This is a genomic window from Mediterraneibacter sp. (assembly GCF_030825015.1).
Lineage (GTDB): Bacteria > Bacillota > Clostridia > Lachnospirales > Lachnospiraceae > Mediterraneibacter.
In genome coordinates, this window is the sequence record NZ_JAPJQP010000011.1 from 26,755 (window position 1) to 52,928 (window position 26,174).

Annotated in this window: 21 protein-coding genes; all 21 read left to right on the forward strand. The window is 42.5% G+C overall.

Annotated elements, in window-relative coordinates:
• The first annotated feature begins 5 nt into the window (after positions 1-5).
• Positions 6-950 carry a sugar kinase gene (locus tag RCH61_RS06490; protein WP_306480204.1) on the forward strand — a complete coding sequence of 315 codons (945 nt, stop codon included), beginning with the start codon at positions 6-8 and terminating at the stop codon, positions 948-950.
• Positions 947-2,065 (forward strand): Gfo/Idh/MocA family protein, encoded by a 1,119-nt coding sequence (locus RCH61_RS06495; protein WP_306480205.1) that lies wholly within the window; start codon positions 947-949, stop codon positions 2,063-2,065. The genes RCH61_RS06490 and RCH61_RS06495 overlap by 4 nt, the downstream gene beginning before the upstream one ends.
• Positions 2,066-2,083: 18 nt before the next feature.
• The gene (locus tag RCH61_RS06500) at positions 2,084-3,583 is read left to right on the forward strand and encodes a sugar ABC transporter ATP-binding protein (RefSeq protein WP_306480206.1); all 1,500 of its coding nucleotides are present in this window, start codon (positions 2,084-2,086) and stop codon (positions 3,581-3,583) included.
• Positions 3,580-4,539 (forward strand): ABC transporter permease, encoded by a 960-nt coding sequence (locus tag RCH61_RS06505; RefSeq protein WP_306480207.1) that lies wholly within the window; start codon positions 3,580-3,582, stop codon positions 4,537-4,539. The genes RCH61_RS06500 and RCH61_RS06505 overlap by 4 nt, the downstream gene beginning before the upstream one ends.
• Before the next feature lie 24 nt (positions 4,540-4,563).
• Positions 4,564-5,538 carry a sugar ABC transporter substrate-binding protein gene (locus RCH61_RS06510; protein WP_306480208.1) on the forward strand — a complete coding sequence of 325 codons (975 nt, stop codon included), beginning with the start codon at positions 4,564-4,566 and terminating at the stop codon, positions 5,536-5,538.
• Between the two features lie 12 nt (positions 5,539-5,550).
• The gene (locus tag RCH61_RS06515) at positions 5,551-6,432 is read left to right on the forward strand and encodes a sugar phosphate isomerase/epimerase family protein (RefSeq protein WP_306480209.1); all 882 of its coding nucleotides are present in this window, start codon (positions 5,551-5,553) and stop codon (positions 6,430-6,432) included.
• 171 nt (positions 6,433-6,603) lie between these two features.
• Positions 6,604-7,557, forward strand: coding sequence for an AAA family ATPase (locus RCH61_RS06520; RefSeq protein ID WP_306480210.1), 954 nt, complete (start codon positions 6,604-6,606; stop codon positions 7,555-7,557).
• 10 nt (positions 7,558-7,567) lie between these two features.
• Positions 7,568-8,620, forward strand: a complete 1,053-nt coding sequence (locus tag RCH61_RS06525) for a DUF58 domain-containing protein (protein WP_306480211.1) — start codon at positions 7,568-7,570, stop codon at positions 8,618-8,620.
• 15 nt (positions 8,621-8,635) lie between these two features.
• Positions 8,636-10,528, forward strand: coding sequence for a transglutaminase-like domain-containing protein (locus RCH61_RS06530; RefSeq protein ID WP_178007493.1), 1,893 nt, complete (start codon positions 8,636-8,638; stop codon positions 10,526-10,528).
• On the forward strand, positions 10,525-10,974 hold the full coding sequence (locus RCH61_RS06535) for a GNAT family N-acetyltransferase (RefSeq protein WP_178007496.1): 450 nt from the start codon (positions 10,525-10,527) through the stop codon (positions 10,972-10,974). Before RCH61_RS06530 ends, RCH61_RS06535 begins: the two co-directional genes overlap by 4 nt.
• A 205-nt stretch (positions 10,975-11,179) precedes the next feature.
• Complete coding sequence (locus RCH61_RS06540) at positions 11,180-14,479, forward strand: DUF5717 family protein (protein WP_306480212.1); 3,300 nt, start codon at positions 11,180-11,182, stop codon at positions 14,477-14,479.
• 30 nt (positions 14,480-14,509) lie between these two features.
• Positions 14,510-15,793 (forward strand): DUF5716 family protein, encoded by a 1,284-nt coding sequence (locus tag RCH61_RS06545; protein ID WP_178006456.1) that lies wholly within the window; start codon positions 14,510-14,512, stop codon positions 15,791-15,793.
• Positions 15,768-16,535 (forward strand): hypothetical protein, encoded by a 768-nt coding sequence (locus RCH61_RS06550; protein WP_178006455.1) that lies wholly within the window; start codon positions 15,768-15,770, stop codon positions 16,533-16,535. The genes RCH61_RS06545 and RCH61_RS06550 overlap by 26 nt, the downstream gene beginning before the upstream one ends.
• Positions 16,536-16,797: 262 nt before the next feature.
• A complete protein-coding gene (locus RCH61_RS06555; RefSeq protein ID WP_178006454.1) occupies positions 16,798-17,613 on the forward strand; it encodes a transporter substrate-binding domain-containing protein in 816 nt (271 codons plus the stop codon).
• A gap of 29 nt (positions 17,614-17,642) precedes the next feature.
• On the forward strand, positions 17,643-18,329 hold the full coding sequence (locus tag RCH61_RS06560; RefSeq protein WP_004846450.1) for an amino acid ABC transporter permease: 687 nt from the start codon (positions 17,643-17,645) through the stop codon (positions 18,327-18,329).
• 12 nt (positions 18,330-18,341) lie between these two features.
• Positions 18,342-19,127: an amino acid ABC transporter ATP-binding protein gene (locus tag RCH61_RS06565; protein WP_306480213.1), complete on the forward strand. Its 786-nt coding sequence runs from the start codon at positions 18,342-18,344 to the stop codon at positions 19,125-19,127.
• A gap of 230 nt (positions 19,128-19,357) precedes the next feature.
• The gene (gene purC, locus RCH61_RS06570) at positions 19,358-20,065 is read left to right on the forward strand and encodes a phosphoribosylaminoimidazolesuccinocarboxamide synthase (protein WP_178006452.1); all 708 of its coding nucleotides are present in this window, start codon (positions 19,358-19,360) and stop codon (positions 20,063-20,065) included.
• A gap of 38 nt (positions 20,066-20,103) precedes the next feature.
• Positions 20,104-21,537: an adenylosuccinate lyase gene (purB, locus tag RCH61_RS06575; protein WP_178006451.1), complete on the forward strand. Its 1,434-nt coding sequence runs from the start codon at positions 20,104-20,106 to the stop codon at positions 21,535-21,537.
• A gap of 145 nt (positions 21,538-21,682) precedes the next feature.
• Positions 21,683-22,666, forward strand: a complete 984-nt coding sequence (locus tag RCH61_RS06580) for a leucine-rich repeat protein (RefSeq protein WP_178006450.1) — start codon at positions 21,683-21,685, stop codon at positions 22,664-22,666.
• A 165-nt stretch (positions 22,667-22,831) separates the two neighbouring features.
• Positions 22,832-24,307 (forward strand): glutamate--tRNA ligase, encoded by a 1,476-nt coding sequence (gene gltX, locus RCH61_RS06585; RefSeq protein ID WP_178006449.1) that lies wholly within the window; start codon positions 22,832-22,834, stop codon positions 24,305-24,307.
• A gap of 22 nt (positions 24,308-24,329) precedes the next feature.
• Entirely contained in the window at positions 24,330-26,156 is a 1,827-nt protein-coding gene (locus RCH61_RS06590) for an ATP-dependent helicase (protein ID WP_306480214.1), read from the forward strand.
• Positions 26,157-26,174: the final 18 nt, after the last annotated feature.

Genomic DNA, 26,174 nt, shown 5'->3' on the forward strand with positions numbered 1-26,174 from the left:
GTAAAATGGCAGAAATTTGGACCATGGGCGAGATGATCGTGGAAATTATGCGGACGAAAGAAAATGAGCCGTTAGATAAAGCAGGACTTTTTCGGGGACCTTATCCAAGCGGAGCGCCGGCAATTTTTATTGATACGGTGGCAAGACTTGGTCACGAGGGCGGAATTATCGGAGGAGTAGGGAAAGATGATTTCGGAAAGTGTCTGCTGGACAGATTGAAAAATGATGGGGTTGATGTATCCCAAGTGATTGAAGATCCGAAAAATTCTACAGGGTGTGCTATTGTAACATATTTTGATGACGGTTCCAGAAAGTTCATTTTTCACATGGGAAATACCCCTGCTGTTGAGGCGAAAGCCCCGCGGGAAGATGTGCTGAAAGGACTCAGGTATTTTCATGTGATGGGATGTTCTTTATTTGCAGATGTGGAATTCGCGAAAGAAATCTTAAAAACGGCACAGATGGCAAAAAAGATGGGAGCAAAGATTTCTTTTGATCCCAATATCAGAAAAGAACTGATCGGCGAAAAAGAAACGGACGATATTGTGGAAAATCTGATGCAGCTGACGAATGTTTTCCTGCCTGGAGAGGAAGAACTTCTTTTGTTGACAGGAAAAGAAACTGTAAAAGAGGCTGTCGAAAGCTGTTTTGAAAATGGGGAACTTGAGATATTGGCGTTAAAGCAAGGATCAAGAGGATCGAGAATTTATACACGGGAAAAAACAGTCGAAACAGGGATTTACAAGATTCGGCCGGTAGATGCAACCGGAGCCGGTGACAGTTTTGACGCAGCGTTTATTTGCGGACTATGTGAAGGTAAGGAGATTGCAGAGGCAGCAAAAATGGCAGCTGCGGCAGGTGCGGTTAATACAGCGGCATTTGGTCCCATGGAAGGGGAAATCAGTGTAGAGACGATAAATGAGATGATAAAAAAGGAGGAACAGGAATGAAAAAAGTCAATATTGGAGTTGTAGGACTTGGGTTCGGAAAAGAATTTGCAGCAATTTATTGTGATCATCCGCTTGTTGATAAAGTGGCAATCTGTACGAGAAATCCTGAAACATTGAAGAAAGCGGGAGAGGAACTTGGAATTCCGGAAGAGTTAAGATTTACAAATTATGATGATATGGTTTCTTGTGAAGAATTAGATGCGATTCACATTGTGACACCGATCAAAGAACATTATCCGCAGACTATAAAAGCGCTTAAAGCAGGAAAACATACTGCATGTACAGTTCCTATGGCGACATCTTTGGATGAATTAAGGGATATCGTAAAGACGTCCAAGGAAGTTGGAAAGATCTATACGATGATGGAGACTTCGCTTTATACAAGAGAATATCTTTATGTTAAGGGATTGAAAGAGAGGGGAGAACTTGGAAAGATCCAGTATTTAAAAGGAGATCATATGCAGAATATGTCATTGGAAGGCTGGGGAGATTACTGGCAGGGATTTCCGCCGTTTTGGTATGGCACACATGTATTGTCACCGATTTTAGATTTGGCAGGAACAACTCCTGAGAGCGTACGCTGTCTCGGAAGCGGAAGAGTGAGCAAAGAAAGAGCCGAACATTATGGATGTCCGTATGCAGTAGAAACTGCGACGTTCAGACTGAGAAACAGTGATATTGTGGCAGAGGCACATCGATGTCTTTTTGAGACAGTGCGTCAGGTAAGAGAATGCTTTGATGTTTATGGAGATAAAATGTCATTTGAGTGGGAACCGACAGTGGATGAAGGGCATACGATTTTTACCGGAATTGATGATTTTACGAAGTTTACAGCTCCGGATACGGCGGAACTACTGCCGGAAGAGATTCAAAAATATACGCTGCGTTCTGCTATTAAAGACCCGAATCAGCCGTCCTTTATTCAGGGAAGCGGACACGGTGGATCCCATCCTCATCTCTGTAATGAATTTGTCAATGCGATCGTAGAGGAAAGAGAGCCATATATGGATGCTGTTCGCTCGGCAAATTATACGGCGGCAGGCATTTGCGCTCAGGAATCAGCAGATCATGATGGGGCAGAAGTAAAAGTACCTGATTTTGCGGAGGAATTTTAAACTGTTGAGGAGGGGCTTATGGAAAAACTACTGGAAATGAAAGAAATCTGTAAGTCTTTCGGGACAAATAAAGTCCTGAAGAATGTACAGTTTGATCTTTTCTCAGGGGAAGTCCATGCTTTGATCGGAGAAAACGGAGCAGGAAAATCTACATTAATGAAAATATTGATGGGAATGTATAAAAAGGATTCGGGAAGTCTTTCTGTTCTTGGATCGGACGAAGCATACGCGAATCCGGATCAGGCGCTCAAAGCCGGGGTTGCCATGATACATCAGGAATTGAATCCGATTCCAGATATGTCCATTGCTGAAAATATTTTTCTCGGAAAAGAGAAAAGAAAAGGGATTTTTATCGATAAAAAAGAACAGGAAAGAGAATCGAAAAAATATTTGGATATGCTTGGAATCGAGTTGGATCCGTCTGCCCTGATGAGAGATCTGAGCGTTTCTGAAATGCAGATGGTGGAGATTGCAAAAGCGCTTTCTTACGGAGCAAGGATTATTATAATGGATGAACCAACTTCCGCTATTACGGAAGCGGAAGTGGAGAAATTGTTTCAAAATATAAAGATGCTCAAAGCAAAAGAAACAGGGATTATTTATATTTCACATAAAATGGAGGAATTGTTTCAAATTTCAGACCGTATTACTGTGCTTAGAGATGGACAGTATGTATTTTCAAAGAAGACAGAACAGCTTTGTCCAAATGATTTGATCAAGGCAATGGTAGGGCGTGAGATTACGGAAATTTACCCGGAAAGTAAGAGCAAGATCGGAAATGTGATCCTTAAAGTAAAGAATGCTTCACGGGAAGGTGAGTTTAAAAAGATCAATTTTGAACTTCGCGAAGGTGAAAAACTTGGGATTGCCGGACTGATGGGAGCAGGAAGAACTGAGTTGATGATGGCAATTTTCGGAGCGTCAAAATTAGAGGAAGGCGAGATTGAAATCAATGGAACGCCCGTTAGAATACGGAGTCCGAAGGATGCGATCCGGCACAAAATCGCACTTGTAACAGAAGACAGAAAACGCTATGGTTTAAATTTGATGGCATCGGTTGAAGATAATGCGGTTTCTGTAATTGAAGACCGCCTTTCGAAAATTGGATTTTACAATAAGAAAGCAGGAAAGAAATCTTCGGCAGAAATGATCGGTCGTATGAATACGAAAGTTACGGGAATGGATCAGATTGTCGGAAGTCTTTCGGGCGGAAATATGCAGAAGGTCGTTCTTGCGAAATGGCTTTTGAACGATCCTGATATTATTATTTTTGATGAGCCGACAAGAGGAATCGATGTCGGTGCGAAAGCGGAGATTTATAAAATCATAGAGGAATTAGCCTGCAAAGGGAAGGGAATCATTATCATATCATCAGAAATGCCGGAACTGATCGGGTTAAGTCAAAGAATCATTGTGCTGCATGAAGGAGAGCAAACCGGAGAATTGCGAGGAGAAGAGATGATGCAGGAAAATATTATGGCTCTTGCATCAGGGTATAGAAAGGAGGAAAAAGAATGAAAAGTTTAAGCAAAAATTCTGTTATGGAATTTATAAAAAAGACGGCAATACTCTGGGTTATGATTGTTCTGATCCTTGTCTTATCTGTGATTAGTCCAAGCTTTTTCAGGGGACAGAATCTTCTGAATATTATAAAGCAGGCATCGATTACAGGTGTGATCGGCGTAGGGATGACGTTCGTTTTGATTACAGGCGGAATCGATCTTTCTGTCGGATCTGTGATGGCGTTATCCGGAACACTGGCTGCATCCGTGGCGGTAGCAGAAAAGGATATGCCGATTGCTCTTGTAATACTGGTTGGAGTAGGACTGGGGGCGTTGTGTGGACTTGTAAACGGAATCGGTGTAGCCTACATTGGATTTCCACCCTTTATTATGACGCTTGGAATGATGACAATCGCACGTGGAATCCCGCTTGTATTTACAAACGGAACTCCGATCTTCGGATTGTCGGAAGAGTTTAACATGATTGCGAATTCCAGAGTTCTCGGAGTGCCTTCGCTTGTGATTTTTCTTGTCGTTACTGTTTTGGCAGGACAAATCATTTTGAGTAAAACTGTTTTGGGAAGAAGGATTTATGCAGTAGGAGGAAACGAAGATGCGGCTCGTTTAAGTGGTGTATCGACTGCAAGAGTAAAGTTGTTCGTTTATGTTTTCTGCGGAATTTTAGCGGGGATCGCCGGGATTTTGATCTGTTCGAGGATTACGTCAGGAAACGGAACTGTGGCAGAAGGATATGAAATGAACGCTATTTCTGCGGCGGTAATCGGCGGTGTCAGTATGACCGGAGGATCGGGAAATGTTCTTGGTATGGTTGTTGGAGCAATGATTTTAACAATTATTCAAAATAGTTTCGATATTATGGGTGTGAACTCATTTTATCAGAACATCATTAAAGGAATTATTATTTTACTTGCTGTATTTTTAGATCTGAGAGGAAAGAAAAAGAAAAACTGAAATCTATTTTAAGGAGGAAAAAAGATGAAGAAAAAGATGTTGGCAATGGTAGTATGTGCGGCGATGTGTATGATGGCTTTTGCAGGATGTACAAGTGAGTCAGGCGGGTCTTCGGATAAGAAAGCAGAACAGACAGAAGGCGAAAAAGAAGGATCTGGAAAAGTGTTCATGACAGTGAGCAATCAGCAGAATGAATTTATGGTCGGAATGGCAGAGAATTTTAAAGAAGTTGGAGAGGCGGCGGGATATGACGTAAAGTTGATGGATGCTGACCTTGACGCTACGAAACAGGTTTCTCAGATTGAAACGGCGATCTCCGAAAATGCGGAAGCAATTCTTGTAGAGCCGTGCAGTGTAGATGGGTTGACGACAGGATTAAAAGAAGCTCATGACGCGGGAATCCCAGTGTTTGTTATTCATAATAATGTGTCGGCAACGGAGTTGATCACTTCTTTGATCCATGTGGATGTAAGACAGGGTGGAGAATTGAAAATGGAGCAGGTTATTAAGGATTGTGGAGAAGATGCCAAGATTGCAATCATGACAGGAACGCTCGGTCAGGATACGACAAATCAGATCTGCGGCGGTTATGATACGGTACTTGAACAATATCCGAATGTAGAGGTTGTATTTGAAGGGGCTGGAAACTGGGGTGCGACAGATGCTGCGCCGCTGGCAGAAAACTGGATGGCTTCCGGTAAAGAGATTGATGCGATTGTCTGCAATAATGACGGAATGGCTTTGGGAGTAGTGCCTGTACTGAAATCAGCAGGAAAGCTGGATCAGATTAAAGTTTATGGTCTGGATGCGACAAATGAAGGACTGAAAGCGGTTGAAGCGGGAGAGATGGCTGCAACGATTTATGTGAATTCCAGAGCGGAGATTGAAAAGGCGTTTGAGATGCTTGAAGATCTGAAAGCCGGGAAAAAAGTGGATGCAGAATATAAGGTGCCATCGGTGCTTGTTACTAAAGAGAATGTAAAAGAATATATGAAATAGCAGGTGAGTTTTATGAAAGCGGCAATATCCGGGGAGACGCTCGGAAGTGTAATGAAATTAGAAGATATTTTATCTGTATTTCAGAGAAATGGGATTCGTTTTATCGAAATATGGCCGGAAAATATCCCTGTAAAAGCCGGAAAAACACTTGTGCATAAACGGTTGTATGCAAACCGGGATGTGGAGAAGGCAAAACAGATCCTTGACCGATATCAAACAGAAGTGGCATGTGTATGTTTTGGGGCGGGGTTTGATAAGGAACTGGCAGCAGATCCGACCCTTTTTGCCGCCGAATTAGAGAGAGCTGTCGAGACGGCATATCAGTTGGGCGCCAAAGTAGTAAATCATTATTGTTATCATGTGGCAATGGAAAAGGATGTTCCGTTTTTCAAACTGAAACCGTATTATGAAAGGGCAATCAGAAAGGCGGAACAGCGGAAAATTTATTTGGCATTGGAAAATGAGGCTCATGACATTACACAAAGCCCGGAAGGAATGAAGGCGTTTGTAGAATATATGGATTCAGAATATTTTCAGACGAATTTTGATGCCACGAACTATTATCAGGCAGGATACGAAGGGTTTCCATATGCGTATGAGGTGTTGAAAGAACATATTGTTCATGTGCATATAAAAAACGGCTGTTTCTATCATCCTGAATTCGGACATGAAGAACAGTGCCGGGGACGGAAAATGACAGGGCGATTTGCAGGGAGTGAGATTTATTATCCGTACATGCAGGATGGCGCGGTAAATATAGACGGGCTTTTGCGAAGACTTGAACGGGATGGATATACAGGATTTTGTACAATGGAACCTCATACGACACCGGAAAAATGTATGGATTTTTACAGAGAAGAGACAGCTTATTTAAGAGAAAGAGGAATTGAATAGCAGGAATTATATGCGGCAAAGATGGCAGAGAGCATTTTTGCCGCATTTTCTTATCATATACTTGTTTTCGGAAAGGGGATACGGTAGAGTATAGGTAAGGCAAAAGCCGAATGTATAAAATGAGTGAAACAAAGAAACAGATTTGGCGGGACAATCAGGGGAGATTGATTTATGGGAGAAAACAGATATCGTGCACAGTTAATTATAGAGGAAGTAGGCAAAGCAGTTATCGGGAAGGAAGACATTTTAAAAATGATTATGACTGCAATTCTTGCTGGCGGGCATATTTTGATTGAAGATATTCCGGGAACAGGGAAAACAACGATGGCGCTTTCGTTTTCCCGCGCGATGGGGCTTGAGGTAAACCGCGTACAGTTTACGCCGGACATACTGCCTGCTGATTTGGCGGGATTTACAGTATATGACAAAGAATCGGGGAGTTTTGTCTATCAGCCCGGAGCGGTAATATGTAATCTTCTTTTGGCAGATGAGATCAACCGTACTTCCCCGAAGACACAGTCGGCGCTTTTGGAAGTGATGGAAGAGCATCAGGTGACAGTAGATGGAAACACTTATAAAACAGGGGTTCCGTTTATTGTAATCGCTACGGAGAATCCTGTCGGTTCTGCCGGAACACAGCTTCTGCCGGAGTCACAGCTTGATCGGTTTATGATCTGTGTGAGTATGGGGTATCCGTCTGTGGAAGAGGAAATTGAGATTTTGAAACGCGGACAGATGGCAGAGAAAGTCAGCGATTTGGTGTGTCCGGTCGTAAATGCGGCAGAACTGACGGCAATGCAAAAAGAAGTAAGAGAGATTTTTGTGCATGACAAGATTTTTTCTTATATCGCAGAACTTGCAAAGGCGACAAGAGAAGATGAATGGACGGAGCTTGGGATAAGTCCGAGAGGAACGGTTGCTTTGACCGCAATGGCGAAGGCATGTGCATGGCTGAAGGGAAGAGAATATGTTGTTCCTTCTGATGTGCAGGAAGCGTTTCTGCCGGTTGCAAGACATCGTATCATTTTGAATATGAAGGCAAAGGTAGGACATGTGAAAGTGGAGGAATTGATTCGGCGTGTGTTGGAGAATGTTCCGACACCGACGATGAAATCAAAGCGGTGAGGGAGAATAGATGGTCAAAAGGATGATCGGATATGCGGCAGTTCTGACTGTTGTGGTATATTTGTTTTTTATGTATGACGATACGGTGCTCTCTGGATTTCTTGTATTTATTATGCTGTATCCGTTTTTGTCCTTTGCTTTTTTGCTGTTTCAGAGGGATAAAGGGGAAACAGATTTGACAAGAATTCCTGCAATCGGAGAAGAAGGAAAGAAAATCAGGGCAGGAATCACAGTGGCAAATCATTCGGCGTGGAACATCAGGTATGGAGCGGTTGTTTTGACCGGAAACAGGATTGAGGGAAAGCGGGAGAAAAAAGAGATACGAGGTGTTGTTTCGGCGGGAAATACGAGGACATTTTGGAAGCAATTTACAGCAGACTTTTGTGGAAGTTTGGAGATTACGCTAAGAGAAACAAGAATTTATGATCCGCTTAGCGTTTTTTATAGAAAGAAAAAACAGAATCAGACGGTGATCGTGAAACTAATGCCGGAATTCGAACTGATGCCGTTGGAAATTACAAGAAAGACAAGAGAATTTCAGGCGGATGCCGAAGAATATTCAGGGGAGAAAAAAGGGGATGACCCTTCTGAAGTTTATCAGGTGAGGGAATACCGGACGAAAGATTCGTTTAAAGATATTCATTGGAAGCTGACTGCTGCAAAAGACGAACTCATGATAAAGGAACGGGCGTTTCCTTTAGGGTGTGCTGTATTAATTTGGTTTGACGTAAGGGAAAAGGAGTGTACGGCAAAAGGATTTTCGGAAATGTTGAAGGCGGCAGCTTCATTGTCGATTACTCTTGTGGAAGAAAAGTGTATTCATCTCGCGTCGTGGTATGAGGAGAATACAGGGCGGATCATAAGCGCAAAAGTGAAAGATGAAGAAAGCGCCTATGAGATGGTCTGGGCGTTGATGGATATGAAACCGTGTAAAGACTTGGAAAAAAGGGAAATATGCAGGCAGGAACGATTTAGGGGGATAGAGTTTAGCAGTACTGTTGTGATCGACGGACAGGGGCGAATCAAGAAAGAGGGATGTGAAGAAACGTTTCTTCGAGTATAAAGAGAGGGAGCAAAGGTGGGAAAGAAAAATCCGAAAATAAATTTCGTAAAGATATTCTGTGTAATCTGTGTAACTTTGCTGTGGTGGAATGCGTGGTTCTCTGTATTTGATCTGAAAGCAGCGGCACATCAAACAGGTATGAAAGAAACAGTATTTGCAGCAGTTGCCGGAAGCGGTTTGGTTCTTCTGTTATTGATCGGGGCGTTTCGGGCGAGAAGATTAAGGATGGTTGCCTATTTGGTTCTTCTTTTGCCGTTTATTGCCGCAGCATGTGCGAGAAAATTTCCGCCTGCAAGAGCGGCTTGGCTTTTACTTTTGGCCGTGGTATTATATGGAACGTGCTGTGCTGTGGAAGAGGCAGGGGCGAAAGAGATTATCCGTTCTCTTGTTCCGATTATGGCAGTTTTTGGAATAGCGGCGGGTCTTTCTTTTTTTGCCGGGAAACAGATTGACAGGATCAGGGAAGACGAGGATGGGTTTTATCGGGAAGCAAGGCGGGGAATCCGGGAAAATGTGATCGGGAAGGCAGAAGATCTGGCAGAAAAGATAACGTATAATAAAAAAGAAGAGCAGGATTCGAAAGAAGAAAAAGCAGAAGAAAGACTTCCAGACCGTGAAAAGGACAATGACAGGGCGAGTGCAGAAAACAAAAAGCTTTCTCCGATAGAGGAGGTTTTGGAAGAACAGGACGGATCGATGGAGGATTTGAAAGCAATCTCTTCTTTTAAACCTTCTGTTGAAACATCTACTTGTGTTGTGCTCGAGAAAAAAACAACTTATCTGTATGAGAATTGGGGCACGACTTATAAAGACAGTGCATGGACGAATGAAAAACTGGAAGAAATACTCCGCTCTTCAGAGCATCACTCCAAAGAAGAAACGTATGATATATTTTTACAGTATCCGGCGGAGCTTGTGCGGATGCGGGAAATGTGTGACGAATGGGATAAAAGTTCTGTTTCTGTTGTGAAAGAGCAGATTGAAGAAGCTCTGGCTGATGTGGTGTATGATGTGAATCCTGGAAGTACGCCTGTAAAGTGGGATTTTGCGGAATATTTTCTGTTTGAAAATAAAAAAGGGTTTTGCATGCATTTTGCTACGACTGCAGCTCTGCTTTACAGAATGTGCGGTTATCCGTCTGTCTATGTAGAAGGTTCGGTAGTTCCTGCTTCTGCATTTAAAGAAAAAGAGAACGGAATATATGAAGCGCAAGTTGACGGAACAATGGGGCATGCGTGGTGTGAAGTGTATGATGAGACATCGGGACAATGGATCACAATGGAACATACTCCTGCTTCAAGAAATAGTGAAGTTGGAGCGGAGGTGACAGCCCCACAGAATGAAGAAGGGACTGAAAACAGTTTTTTCGATAAAGAGAAAATGAGAATGTTGTTGTGGATTGTGTGTGTTATATTTGCGGCAGGAGCGGTTTCAGGCAGTGTTTTTATTCAGGCGAGGATCAGAAAAAAGCGGCATCAGAAGAAGATCCGGACGCTTAGGAACGGAATTGGAATTTTGACGATGTATGACGATGTGGTTAGAATTGCAAGGCTGACGGAGGAAACAAAAAAGTACAGTTTCAGAAAGAAACGATTAGATACAGATTATTATTCGGAAGTTCGGTTTGAAAATCTGAAAAAACAGTATTCTCAAATTTCGTCAGAAAAATGGAATATGTTTTATGAGTATGTGTGCCGTATTTTGTTTTATCATCCGCCGGAGGAAAAGGAACAGTGGCAGGAATCTCGCAGAGTATATGATCTCTTTTGCGAAGAGGCAGAGAAAAGAATGGATCGAAGAACATGGCTGCATTGTAAATATATAGATTGTATCGGAGAATTTTCCCGTGGGAAACAGGCAGGTTTTTTGGGAAAGAAAAAAAGAAAAGAAAAGGAGAAAGTACAATGATACGGAAAATGAAAGCAGAAGACAGAAAGATTTATGTAGAGATGGCAAGAGAGTTCTATCATTCGGATGCTGTTTTGCATCCGGTTCCGGATTCTTATTTTGAAAGAACGGCAGATGAGGCTTTACGTTCAGATGATTATGCGGAGATTTTTATGTTTGAAAGTGAAAATGAGACGGCGGGATATGGATTGATCGCAAAGACTTTTTCACAGGAAGCGGGAGGAATGGTTTGGTGGATTGAAGAGATCTATGTAAGAGAGACGTTTCGATCTAAGGGGCTTGGAAGAGAGTTTTTTGCATACCTCGATGAGAAGAAAGGTTCGGCTGTGACAAGAATGCGTCTTGAAGTGGAAGAAGAGAATACAAGGGCAGTAGCTCTTTATAAGAAGCTTGGTTATGAACCGTTAGAATACATGCAGATGATTCGTGAAACTCCAGGAAAATAAATGGTGAAATCGACGCGCTTTGGCAGTACGGCGATATTGTATACAAGTATACAATATCGCCGAAATTCTTTTAATACCCCATTGCAAGAAGATATAGAACAATGTTATAATTCATAGTAGCGTACTTTTGTCCGTGGACAAAAGACAGCGGTTCGTAATATCGTTTTACCCGGACTGCTGCAAAAATGATGAGTAGGTGACAGATTTGAAAAATAAGATCAAACGATTTGCCAAAGGGGACTTTCATATTCCGCAGCCGGAGATCATATTTCCGGAAACACATATTGTAATGAGAGTCGGAGAAGGAGAAAAATACAGAGGAAGTTTTTCGTTAAAAAATCAGGGGGAAGGAACGATCAGAGGTCTTGTCTATCCCTCTTCTTATCGTGTGCAGTGCGATGAACAGGGGTTCGATGGAAATCCTGTGAATATATATTATACATATGACGGCAGTGGATTGATGCCGGGGCATGTGGAACACGGAAAGTTTACGATCGTCTGCAATGGAGGAGAATATGACGTTGCATTTACTGCGATTATCGAGAAACCGTATGTGATGACGAATTACGGGAAGATCCAAAGTTTGGATGATTTTAAAAAATTATCTTTCCGAGATGCAGCTGAGGCGGTAAAGCTGTTTCGATCCAGAGATTTTTATGAGATTTTGAAATATGAAGATAAGAGGATTCAGGCACTCTATGAAAATATGCGGAAGTGGGAACTGGATCAGCAGGCGCTGGAAGAGTTTCTTGTAGGATGCAAACAGAAAGAAAAGATTTTTCTGACTTTGGAAGAAGAAAGCCGTGCCTTTATGTCTCTTTCGGAAGCCAGAAAAGAAACGTTTACGATAAAGAAAAATACATGGGGATATCTGGAGATTGATGTGCGCACAGAAGGGGAATTTCTGTCCGTGGAACATACTCGTGTGACAACAGAGGAGTTTATTGGAAATTCATACCGGCTCGAATATTTTCTGAATGTGGAGGCGCTTCATCTTGGCAGTAATTTCGGCAGGATTATATTGGAGTCTCCTTATGAGACTCTGACGTATGAAGTTGTTGTGGAAAAGAATGTGAACAGAGATGAAGATCGACGCGCCAATGACAGAGAGTTTGTCGGAATTATTAAAAATTATTTAAAGTATGAGAGCGGAAAACTGGAGTTAAGTGAATGGGTGGAGGAAGCGGTTCGGCGGATCAGTCACCTAAGGGAAGTGGACGACAGAAACGAATTCTATCTTCTTGCGCATGCTCATATCTGTCTGATCGGAAAGAGAGCGGAAGAGGCTAAACGGCTTCTTGAGTCTTATAATTATAATCGATTTGCCATAGGAAAAGATGTAGAACTTAGTTCTTATTACCTGTATTTGACAACACTTTTGTCAAACGATACGATCGGACAGCGCAAGGTTGCGGAAGAGCTTTCTAAATCATTTATGAAGCATCCGGACAGCTGGAAGATTTTGTGCATGCTTGTGGAAGTGGATTCTGAATACAAGATATACAGCGAACGTCTCCGCACGCTGGAGAAGCAGTTTTATGAAGAAAAATCGCATAGTATTTGGTTTTATCTGCAGGCGTTCAAATGTTACAGAGAAAAAAGTTCTTCCTTGAAAAAACTTGGAGTATTTGAAGTCCGTGTTCTTTTCTTTGCGGTGAAGCATCAATTAATGACAAGAGAGCTTGCACTGTATACTGCGAATCTTGCAAGCCAGATGAAAGTTTTTGACAAACAACTGTATGAGGTATTGGTCGGTTCTTATAAGATGTATAACGAGTCGATGATTCTGACAGCCATCTGTACGCTTCTGATCAAAGGAAACTGTGTGGAAAGCTGCTATTTCCAGTGGTATGAAAAAGCGGTGGAGGCAGAACTTAAGATCGCGCAGCTTTACGAGTATTATATGGCGTCTGTTGTTCCATCCGGATTTCATAAGGCACTGCCGAGATCTGTATACTTGTATTTTATGCATGGAAATTCACTGGATTATCACAAATGTGCATTTTTGTATTCTAATTTGATTACCTATGAGGATGAGGGCAGTGAAATCTATGCTCATTATCGGGATGAGATGGAAGCTTTTGCATGGAATCAGCTTGATCGGAGAAATGTTGACGAACAGCTTCGTATTATTTATAAGCGCTTTGTTGTAGAGGCATCTATGAATCCTGAGAGGGTAAAAGCGCTTTATGATGTATGTCATGCATACCGGATCACAACGAAAGTGCCGAATATGAAATTTATCCATGTGATTGCGGATGACGGTACGATTACGCAGAAAGCACCGTACACAGACAATGGAGCTCGTGTATTTTTATATGCGAAGACGGATCGTCTTGTGTGGGAGGCGAAGGACGGAAGACACTATACAGATTCAATCCCGTATGAAAGCAAAAGACTTTTTTATGAACTGCGTTATATGGATATGTGCCGTAAATATATTAACGGTCTGCGCAGAACACGGGAGGAAGAAGAAGTTCAGGAGCTGACAACAGAGATTGTCAGGGAAAACGGCGTTGAAAATTACGAAGAAGATGAGCTTTTAGGGCTTTGCAGCAAGACAATCAGAGAAAACAATTATGAAAATGATGATTTTCTTACTTATGTCTGCTTTGAACTGTTTAAAAAAGGACAATATGACAAAGTGATCCTGACTTATCTGGCAAGTTATTATTGCGGCGCAACGTCGGATATGAAGCTGCTTTGGAGAGAAGCGCGGGATTATGAAGTACATACACATAAATTAGGAGAGAGGATCTTAACTCAGATGCTCTTTTCAGAAGAATTGTTTCAGGAAGCGCAGATTTTTGAACAGTATTATGCGGAAGGCGCATATTTCCGGCTTCAGCAGGCGTATCTTGTATATATGTCCCGGGAATATGTTGTGGAAGAAAGAAAGATCAGCAGAAGTGTGATCGATATTATCTGCCGGGAATATGAGAAAGGCGAGGATACGATCGATATATGTAAGGTTGCTGTATTGAAATATTATTCTACGAGAGAGTACAGCTCTCAGACAAGGAAAACATTGAAGAAATTCTTACAGGAACTGTGTGGAAAACAGATTTATTTCCCGTTCTTTCTGTCTTATGAAAAAGACTGGCTGATTGAACTGCAGCTTTGGGACAAGACGCTGATCGAATATAAAGGTCAGAAGGGAAGCCGGGTAATGCTCTACTATAGCCTGCAAAAAGGCGGGGAAGAGCCGTCGGACTATTCGACGGAAGTGCTTACTCCGATGTATGAAAATATTTATGTGAAAAAGTTCGTTCTTTTTGCAAACGAGAAGCTGAAATACTATTTTAAAGAGACGATTGACGGAAATTCTTATCGCAGCGATAAAGAAATCTGTGTGCGTGAGACTGTTCCGGGAGAACCGGGAAGGTATGGAAGGCTGAATGATATTCTGATTGAGAAGAATGAAAGTGAACGCAGAAAAAAAATCCAGGCATATGCAAGAGAGGATGCGGCTGCGGCGCAGATTTTTACAAAAGAGCAGGTATGAGATTAAACAATGCGAGGAGGTTGTCTTTTCATGGGACAGGGAAGCATCATCGGGTATGAGATAAATGAAAAGACGTGTCAGATTAGTTTTTATAATGAAAAGGAATTAGAGCCGGACACGTTGGAAGTGGATGCAGATAATTATCAGATTCCGCTGATTATCGGAAAACTGAGAGATACATGGGCATATGGAAAAGAAGCAAAAAGACTTGTTACGATCAAGGAAGGATTTACTGCGACGAGACTTTTGAGCAAGAGTCTTGCAGGCGGGAAGATTGAATTTGGAGAAGAGACGTATGATGCGGTGTGGCTTTTGTCCCGGTTTATTCAGATGTCCCTTCAGTCTTTTCCGAAAATTGACGGGATCGTCTTTACCGTGCCGTCGCTTTCGGAAGAAATGGCGCAGATGCTCCGAGGGATCGCAGTGAGGATGAACATTGATAAACGAAATATCTTCATTCAGGATTATAAGGAAAGTTTTTGTAATTATCTGTTTTATCAGCCGAAGGAATTGTGGCAGTATGACGCGGCTTTGTTCTGCTGTGACAGGAATGAGATTAAAGCGTATATGCTTCGGAGACTCCGTCCGGGACTGGGAGGCGGAAAGACAACTTTTGTCACAGTTGATGAAGTGGCAAGCGCCCATATGAAAGAACTGGCGATGGTATATCCTGTTTTGAACGAAGATAAAGCAAAAGAAGCGGATGCAATGTTCAGTAAATTTATTGAGAGTGTATTTGACAAGCGAATTGTCTCTTCTGTCTTTTTGACCGGAGAAGGTTTTGAAAATGACTGGTATCCGAAATCTTTAAGGGTGCTGTGCAATGGCCGGCGGGCGTTTATCGGAAATAATCTTTACAGTAAAGGCGCTTGCTATACGGCGTACCGGAAACTGTATATGCATATAGAAAATCCGGTGTACCTGTCGGAAGATAAACTGACAGATCAGATCACGGTCAATATGCGTGTCGGCGGACAGGAGATGTGGTATCCGATCGTTTCCTGGGGCAATCACTGGTATGAGTCGAATAATCAGTGGGAAGTTCTTATGGAGGATGTGGAAGATATAGAGCTTCGTATCGAGTCGCTCGTTCAGGGGACGGTGAGGACGGAGACGCTTTCTCTTGACGGATTTCCGAGAAGAGCAGAATATTCGATGCGTCTGCAGCTTGAGACGTTGTTTCTTGATGAAAAAACATGCAGAATTTCCGTCAGAGATGCCGGATTCGGAGATTTCTTTCCGGCGACGGATTTTCATGCGGAGAAGACGATACATTTAGGAGGCAATGATGGGAAATTTAATTCTTTGTCATGACAGACATGCGGCACATCCGTATGAGATTACGCGCATTCATTGCCGTATTTTTACAATCGAAGAATTGTGCTACTATCTGTGTAATAATTTATATTTGATCGACTATACGATTATGAACGGGCAGCTTTGCGATTGGCTGGATGAAGACCTCGGGATGAAGTCGCTTGCATCGGAGTTAAGAGATGTTCTCCGCCTGCACGGTTCAGTTGAAAAGTTTGTTTTGACGATCTTAAAATCGTCCCGTTTATATCGGGAGCCGGAAATGATCCGTATTCAGAATGTGCTGGAACATTTGAAAAATCAAAAAGATATTGAACGGCAGAAATATAAAGGTGATAATCTTCTTGAAAGCGGAGAAGTAGAGGAGGCAATCCTTGTATATCAGGCAATTTTAAATGGGGAAAAAGATGAGACGGTAGATGAGAAATTCTACGGAAAGATCTATGAAAGCCTCGGGGCGGCTTACGGTCGTTTGTTCCTCTATCAGGAGTCGGCGAAGATGTATGACCGTGCATATCAGATCTGCGCAGACAAGACGTTGATCAAACCTTATCTATACGCATCTTATAAATATATGTCGCTTGAGGAGTATCATATTTTGATCACGAAAAGCGAGGAATATATGGAAATAAACGCGCAGATGCGCAGGGAAGTAGATAAGATCAATGAACAGGTATCGGTTGAGCCGGAACCTGGGATTTTGGAGAAATGGAAGCGAAGCCATAGAAGAAGCCACACATGACAGATATCCATTGGTGGATTAAGAGGAAAAGGATGACGATAATCACCGGAAGTGCCAAGAGACACATTCCGGGATTGTAAGCGGTCGCCAGGGTCTTGGACAAGCTTGGACTTTGGATTGTCGTCATTGCAAGAAAACCCCTCCGTATGTTGACACGGAGGGGTTTGCATGTTAGAATACAGAGGTAACTTTACTGTGGTACAGTGACTCATTAGTAGAGAAAGAAAGTAAAAAGAACGATACGTTCAGTGTGGAGGGTATTATGAAAAGAAGAGTGTTAAGTGTTTTGTTGTGTGCAGGACTTGCTGTTTCAGTATTGGCAGGATGCGGTTCAGACGATGCAAAGAAAGATTCAGGAAAGAAAGCCGCTTCAGAGAGCGATGTTGATTATGTGAAAGGAAAAGGTACGCTTGTCGTAGGAATTACGAATTTTGAACCGATGGATTATCAGGATGCGGACGGAGAATGGATCGGTTTCGATGCGGATATGGCGAAAGCGTTTGGCGAGAGCCTTGGCGTAGATGTAGAGTTTGTGGAGATTGACTGGGATAATAAGATCTTAGAACTTGACGGAAAGACGATCGACTGCGTATGGAACGGAATGACATTAACAGAAGAAGTTACAAGTTCTATGGAGTGTACAGATGCATATTTGAATAACGCGCAGGTTGTAGTGCTTCCGGCAGAGAAAGCTGATAAATATCAGGATGAAAAGAGTCTTTCTGATCTGACTTTTGCCGTAGAATCAGGAAGTGCCGGAGAAGATGAAGTGGAAGCGCGTGGTTTGAATTTTACGCCGGTGACAGCACAGGCAGATGCGCTGATGGAAGTTGCGGCAGGAACGTCTGATGCGGCTGTAATCGATCTTTTGATGGCAACGGCAATGATCGGTGAAGGAACAAGTTATGCAGATCTTACATATACAGTCAGCTTAAGCGAGGAAGAATACGGCGTAGGATTCAGAAAAGGCTCTGATCTTGCAAAAGCGCTGAACGACTTTTTCACAGAATCTTATGAAGATGGAAGCATATTGAAATGCGCAGAAAAATATAATCTTCAGGATATGCTTGTAAAATAAGAATAGAAAGACGGAGTTGTAGACAGAAGATGGATTTGATATTAGAACAGTTTCCGATCGTGTTTAAATCACTGAATATCGGATTCCTCCAGACATTAAAGTTGTTTTTTGTGACGCTGTTAGGGGCAGTTCCTCTCGGACTTGTCATTGCGTTTGGATCGATGTCGCGGTTTAAACCGCTTAGCTACCTGACAAAGATTATTGTGTGGATTATAAGAGGAACGCCGCTTATGATTCAGCTTTTGATCATTTATTTCTTCCCGGGACTTGTTATGGGAAATAATATTTGGGGCGGAGGCGAAGCCGGACGTTTCCTTGCGGCAGCGGTTGCATTTATTTTTAACTATGCATGTTATTTCTCTGAAATATACAGAGGCGGAATCCAGGGAGTTCCTCACGGACAGGAAGAAGCCGGACTTGTGCTTGGTATGACGCGAAGTCAGATTTTCTTTAAGGTAACTTTGCTTCAGATGGTGAAACGGATCGTACCTCCGATGTCGAATGAAATTATCACGCTTGTAAAAGATACGTCTCTTGCCCGTATTATCGCGCTTCAGGAGATCATATGGGCAGGACAGGCATTCCTGAAAGGATCACAGGGAATAGCCGGAGTGATCTGGCCGCTTTTCTTTACAGCGGTATATTATCTGATTTTTAATGGTATTTTGACAGTACTTCTCGGACGGCTTGAGAAGAAACTGGATTATTTCAAGTAGGAGGTGGAGTGTGTGGCAATTCTTGAAGTAGAACATTTGAGCAAAAATTTTGATCGCACGGAAGTGTTAAAAGACATCACCTTTTCTCTTGAAAAAGGACAGGTACTTTCGATTATCGGTTCTTCGGGAAGCGGAAAGACAACGCTGCTTCGATGTCTGAATTTTTTGGAGAGACCGGATGGGGGTTCTATCCGCGTAAACGGAGAAACATTGTTTGACATTCATGACCCTGTGACTTCACAGGAAGCGGAGATTCGGAAAAAACGGCTGCATTTTGGTCTGGTATTTCAGTCGTTTAATCTGTTCCCTCAGTATACGGCTCTGAAAAATGTAATGTTGGCGAAAGAACTTCTTGCAAAAGAGCAGGCGGACTATAAACAGCGTAAAAAAGAAATTCATGAAGAAATTGAACAAGAAGCGAGAATACTTCTGACACAGATGGGACTTGCAGATCGTATGGAAAATTATCCTCATCAGCTTTCAGGAGGACAGTGTCAGCGTGTGGCGATTGCGAGAGCCCTTGCCCTAAAGCCGGATATTTTATGCTTTGATGAACCGACATCGGCGCTTGACCCGGAATTGACGGGAGAGGTGCTGAAAGTAATTCAAAGCCTTGCCGATCAGGAGACGACGATGATTATCGTGACGCATGAGATGGCGTTTGCGAGAGATGTTTCCAGTCAGGTGATTTTTATGGATGGCGGATGTATTTTGGAACAGGGAACGCCTTCGGATGTTTTTGAACATCCGAAAGAGGAAAGGACGAAACAGTTTTTGTCTCGTTTTACAAATGGCTGAGACAGGATACAACAGAACAAAAGTAATAAATAATAACTGCTCTATAAGCAGAACTTATTAAAAGTTGATAAATAAAATAATGAGAAGAGAGAAAGACAAGGCAGAGGGAATGTTGATTTTCCCTCTGCCTTATATTATAATCGAATTTGCGGGATGCATAAAAACAGAAGTATGCCGCATACTGATCGATCCAGATTTGAAAAATAATGAAAAGGACAGGTGTGGATGTTATGAAAAAATTAGAACAGCTCTATGAAGGAAAAGCAAAAAAGGTATTTGCCACAGAAGATCCGGATGTTGTGATCGTTGATTATAAAGATGATGCGACAGCTTTTAACGGGGAGAAAAAAGGAACGATCGTCGGAAAAGGTGTAATTAATAACCGTATGACGAACTATATTTTCCAGGTATTGGAAAAGGAAGGCGTTCCAACACATTATGTAGAAGAACTTAGTGACAGAGAGACAGCCGTGAAAAAGGTAGAGATCGTTCCGCTTGAAGTAATCGTGCGTAACGTGGCAGCAGGAAGTTTTTCTAAGAGACTGGGAATTGAAGAAGGAAGAAAACTGCTCGCACCGACTTTGGAATTCAGTTATAAAGATGATGATCTCGGTGATCCGCTGATCAATGATTATTTTGCCATTGCCATCGGAGCGGCGACGAGAGAAGAGATTGATAAGATTACAGAATATACGTTTAAAGTAAACGATGTGCTGAAAAAGTTCTTTGACGAGGCGGGAATCGACCTGATCGATTTCAAGATCGAGTTCGGAAGATATCATGGGGATATCATTCTTGCGGATGAGATTTCACCGGATACATGTCGTCTTTGGGACAAAGAGACACATGAAAAACTTGACAAAGACCGCTTCCGCAGAGATATGGGAAATGTAGAAGATGCTTATCAGGAAGTATTTAAACGAATCGGCATCAAATAAGAAAAGCATTATATGATACAAAAAGGAGATAATCAGACATGAGCAATGATCGTTATGTAAGTCCCCTTTCCGAGCGTTATGCGAGCAGGGAGATGCAGTATATTTTTTCCCCGGACAAGAAGTTCCGTACATGGAGAAGACTTTGGATTGCGCTTGCAGAGACAGAGAAAGAACTGGGACTCAATATTACGGACGAGCAGATAGAAGAATTAAAAAGCCATGCGGACGACATTAATTATGATGTGGCAAAGGAACGGGAAAAAATCGTACGTCACGACGTAATGTCCCATGTGTATGCATATGGCGTACAGTGTCCGAAAGCGAAAGGAATCATTCATCTCGGAGCGACATCCTGCTATGTCGGAGATAATACAGATATTATCGTAATGTCTGAAGCGTTAAAACTCGTGCGGAAAAAATTAGTTAATGTAATTGCAGAACTGGCAAAATTTGCAGAAGAGCAGAAAAGTCAGCCAACGCTTGCATTTACGCATTTCCAACCGGCACAGCCGACGACGGTTGGAAAGAGAGCAACACTTTGGATGCAGGAATTTGAGATGGATCTGGAAGACTTGGATTATGTGCTTGGAAGTTTAAAACTTCTCGGATCTAAGGGAACAACGGGAACACAGGCCAGCTTTTTGGAACTGTTTGACGGGGATCAGGAAACAATCGATAAGATTGATCCGATGATCGCGGAAAAGATGGGATTTCAGGCATGTTATCCTGTTTCAGGTCAGACTTATTCAAGAAAGGTGGATACAAGGGTATTGAATGTGCTGGCGGGAATTGCCGCAAGTGCGCATAAATTTTCGAATGATATCCGTCTGCTTCAGCACTTAAAAGAAATTGAAGAGCCTTTTGAAAAGACACAGATCGGATCTTCGGCAATGGCATATAAGAGAAATCCGATGAGAAGTGAACGTATTGCATCTCTGTCAAGATATGTGATGATCGATGCCCTGAATCCGGCGATCACATCTGCAACGCAGTGGTTTGAAAGAACATTGGATGATTCGGCGAATAAACGGCTCAGCGTACCGGAGGGATTCCTTGCAATCGACGGAATTCTTGACCTGTGTCTGAATGTTGTCGATGGACTTGTTGTTTATCCGAAGGTAATTGAGAAACGTTTGATGTCTGAACTTCCGTTTATGGCAACGGAAAATATTATGATGGATGCGGTGAAAGCCGGCGGAGACCGCCAGGAACTTCATGAACGCATCAGAGAACTTTCCATGGAAGCCGGAAAGAATGTGAAAGAGAATGGTCTTGATAATAATCTTTTGGAATTGATCGCTGAAGATCCGGCGTTTAATATGAGCTTGGAAGACCTGAAAAAGACGATGGATCCGGCAAAATATGTAGGACGTGCAAAAGAGCAGGTAGAGGCATATCTGAAGAATGTAATCCATCCGCTTTTGAAAGAAAATGAGAAAGAACTCGGTCTGAAGGCGGAGATTAATGTCTAAGTGAAAGGATTTCTTTTAGAATACGTTATATGAAATGTGCTAAGGAGTGTTGCAAGGGATTGCGGCATTCCTTTTTCTTTGGTATTTTATCATAATGAGTACTGGAAATATTTTCCAAAGAAAATGAATGAGAGGATATGAGAAGATGGAATATTGTGGTGTGTTTTACGGGGCAGGATCTTTGCCGTCAATGTATTGCAAGGTCAGAAATTTATTTTTTGTATTTTTGACAGCAGTACTTCTGCCGGCAGGGATGATGGTATATGGAGTCGGAACGGCAGGAGTAGGAGTTCCTGTCACTCAAAGTGATACGGCAAGAGAAATAGCTGTTGCAGAAAAGATAGTGGAAACAGGAAGAACAGGAGATGTTTTACTTCGGACGGCTGAAATTTTGCTTCCGGCAGACACTCCTTTTTCGGTTTTGCAGTCTTCCAAGGTATCGGCTGATTACAGCACGGTTGCCTCGGATCGATTGCTTGTTTCGGATGAAAGAGGCAGTTCCCTTTCTTTGACTGAAGAAACCGGTATGGCGGATAGGATGTCTGCCGAGGTGATTTTGCCTGATGATTCTGTGATCCATGAAGAAGATGAGGAAATCCTTTTGGCAGAGGGAACTGTGACAGGCAATTCGCCGTCTGAGAAAGAATCGTTCGGCAATCAAACGGTGGTCGGAGACGGTTTTCTTGTTGACGAATCCGGGATGATCTGCGGGATTTCGGATTCAGCGGTTGTTTCTGAAGATGGATATTTGACGATTCCTTCTAAAGGATGCAAAGGGATTGCAGCAGGAGCGTTTTCTTCCTGCAAAAGTGAGGTTACGGAGATTTATATTCCGGCAAATATTACGGAGATCGAAACCGGGGCATTCGCCGGATTGCCTTCCCTTGGCTGGATTGAGATGGAAACATCAGCAGGATATTATACGGAAGACGGTGTCTTGTTTTCTGATGAAGGAACTTGTCTGCTGGCATTTCCACCGGCAAGGACAGGTAATTATAAAGTGCCTTCAGGCGTAACGAAAATCGCAGAAGGAGCGTTTGATCATGCAGGGATCTCGGTTTTAGATGCTTCAAGCTGTTCGGCATTGGATGCGGGAAATCTGCCGGAATACATAGAATTAAGGCAGTGAAAAGAAAGTGTGCATTGTCTTGAACATTTTCCTGAGTTGTTTTATAATGTTGCGTGGAAGTTTTATGCGGAAGACAATGGAAATTAAAAAATAAGGATGTTGAAGATACGTTTCAAAGAGCGGCCGCACAGAGCAGGAAAATAGAAATAGAAGTGGAGAAAAAACATGGGAAATAAAGTAAGAACAAGATTTGCGCCCAGTCCGACTGGAAGAATGCATGTGGGAAATTTAAGAACAGCGTTGTATGCCTATCTGATCGCAAAGCATGAAGGAGGAGATTTTATTCTCCGGGTGGAAGATACAGACCAGGAGCGTTTCGTGGAAGGCGCTCTTGATATCATATACAGAACAATGGAAAAGACGGGGCTTCTTCATGACGAAGGACCGGATAAAGACGGAGGAGTCGGACCGTATGTTCAAAGTGAAAGACAGGCGTCCGGACTTTATTTGGATTATGCAAAGCAGCTTGTAGAGCAGGGAGACGCTTATTACTGTTTCTGTGATAAAGAACGTCTTGAAAGTCTGAAAACATCGGTTTCTGACGATGGAACGGATATTGTTGTCTATGACAAGCATTGCCTTGGCCTTAGCAAAGAAGAAGTGGAGAAGAATCTTGCGGAAGGAAAACCGTGGGTGATCCGTCTGAACGTTCCGAATGAGGGTGAGACAACATTCCACGATGAGATCTATGGGGACATTACAGTGCCGAATAATGAGCTGGATGATATGATCCTGATCAAATCTGATGGATTTCCGACTTATAATTTTGCGAATGTGATCGATGATCATCTGATGGGAATCACTCATGTCGTGCGTGGAAACGAGTACCTTTCTTCTGCACCGAAATACAATCGCCTCTATGAAGCGTTTGGATGGGAAATACCGGTTTATGTACACTGCCCGTTGATTACGGATGAGAATCACAAAAAATTGAGTAAAAGATGCGGACATTCTTCTTATGAGGACTTGATCGATCAAGGATTTGTGTCCGAAGCAGTTGTAAATTATGTGGCGCTTCTTGGATGGTGTCCGTCTGATAACAGAGAGATTTTTTCTTTGGAAGAATTGGTAGAAGCGTTTGATTATCGTCATATGAGCAAATCACCTGCTGTATTTGATACAGTGAAACTGAAATGGATGAACGGCGAATATTTGAAAGCGATGGATTTTGACAGATTTTATGAGTTGGCAGAGCCGTATCTGAAAAAGACGGTTACGAAAGATTATGATCTGAAGAAGATTGCAGCGCTTGTAAAAACAAGAATAGAGATCCTTCCGGATATTTGTGAGCAGATTGATTTCTTTGAGGAAGTTCCCGAGTATGATAACGAGTTATACAGACATAAGAAGATGAAAACGGATCCAGAGAAAGGACTTGTTCTTTTACAGGAAGTGCTTCCGGTTCTCGAAGCGCAGGAAGTGTTTGACAATGACTCTTTGTTTGAGACATTGAAAGCATTTGCAGGTGAGAAAGAATATAAGATCGGTTATGTGATGTGGCCTTTGCGCACTGCTGTGTCAGGAAAACAAAATACGCCCGGAGGCGCGACAGAACTGATGGAAGTGCTTGGAAAGGAAGAATCTCTTCGCAGAATCCGCGCCGGAATTGAGAAGCTTGGCGCCGCTGTACAGGCAGAATAAAGAGTGACCGAAGAGGAGACTGATGGGGTTTAATAAGGCACAAAGTGAAGCGATCGAGCATGGAAGGGGACCGTGTCTGGTATTGGCAGGTCCCGGTTCAGGGAAGACGCTGACGATTGTAAACAGAATCAAATATTTGATTGAAAAACATAAAGTAAGACCGGAAGAAATTCTGGTCGTTACTTTTACCCGTTTTGCAGCGGCTGAGATGAAATCCCGGCTGTGTAAATTAATGGGCAGGTCAGATGTTCCGGTTACTGCCGGAACGTTTCATGGTATTTATTATGGGATTTTAAAGTGGGCATATCGGCTTGGACCGGATAATATTTTATCAGAAGAAGAAAAATATCGTATTCTTCGCAGCGTATCGCAAGAATGTGAAAGTGAAGTACTGGAAGAGGAAGATTTCCTTCGCGATATTGCAGAAGAGATCGGACTTGTGAAAAATAACGGATTGAAAGTAGAACAGTTTGTTTCTAAAAAGTGCAGACAGGACACGTTTCGTGAGCTGTATGCGAAATACGAAGCAAAGAGGAAGTCTCTCAGGAAACTGGATTTTGACGATATGCTCACAGTATGTAAAGAATTATTTGAAAGACATCCGGAAGTACTGGCGCAGTGGCAGACGAAATTTAAGTATATATTAATCGATGAGTTTCAAGATATTAATCGGGTTCAGTATGATGTGATCAGGATGCTGGCTCTTCCGGAAAATAATCTTTTTGCGGTTGGGGATGACGATCAGGCGATTTACGGTTTCCGGGGAGCTGATTCAGAATTTATGTTTCGATTTTCAACAGATTACCCGCAGGCAAAAAGAATTTTGTTGAATGTGAATTACCGGTCTTCCGGTAATATTGTCAGAAATTCGATGAAAGTGATCGGGCATAATGAAAAGCGGTTTGAGAAAACATTTCAGCCGGTAAAAGACAAGGGAAGCTGTGTTCATGTTCAGGAAGTAAAAGACCCGAATGAAGAGGCGCAGTATATTGCTGATGAGGTCGAAAAGCGTGCGGCAGAAGGGATTCCTTATGAAGACATGGCGGTCTTATTTCGGATTCATACAGATGCTCGTCCTGTGGCAGAAGAGTTTTTAGAACGAAAGATTCCTTTACAGATGAAAGAAAGGCTTCCGAATCTGTATGACCATTTTATAGCGAAGGATATATGTGCATATTTCCGATTGGCTTTGGGGAATATGGAGCGGAACGATCTTTTACAGATTATGAACCGTCCGAAACGGTATCTTGGCAGGGACAGTGTTGGATCAGGCACCCCTTCTTTTGAGGAAATGAGAAAATTCTACTGTGATAAAGAATGGATGCTGGATCGGATTGACCAGTTGGAATGGGATATTAAGATGCTGCGCAAGACAGCGCCTTATGCCGGAATCAATTACATACGAAAACGGATCGGATATGATGATTTTTTAAAAGATTATGCGTTTGCGAGGAAGGTAGACCGCGCAGACCTTAATGAAGTGCTGGCGGAGCTGGAAGAGGCGGCGCGTCCTTTCGCAACGATAGAAGAGTGGTTCCGCCATATAGAAGAATATACGCGGATGCTGCAGTTAAAAGCAAAGCGGCGGCAGGAAGATAAAGAAGGCGTTCGTCTTATGACGCTGCATTCTGCAAAAGGGCTTGAGTTTGATACCGTATTTCTGGTAGAAGCAAATGAAGGAAAAATGCCGTATAAGAAAGCGAAAACGGAGGCAGAGACAGAAGAAGAGAGAAGATTGTTTTATGTAGGGATGACAAGGGCGAAGGAAGTTCTGAAAGTATCTTATGTGAAAACAAAAAACGGGAAAGAGACAAGTCCTTCCCGTTTTGTAGATGAATTATTAGAATAATTATAAGAGCGGGAAAAC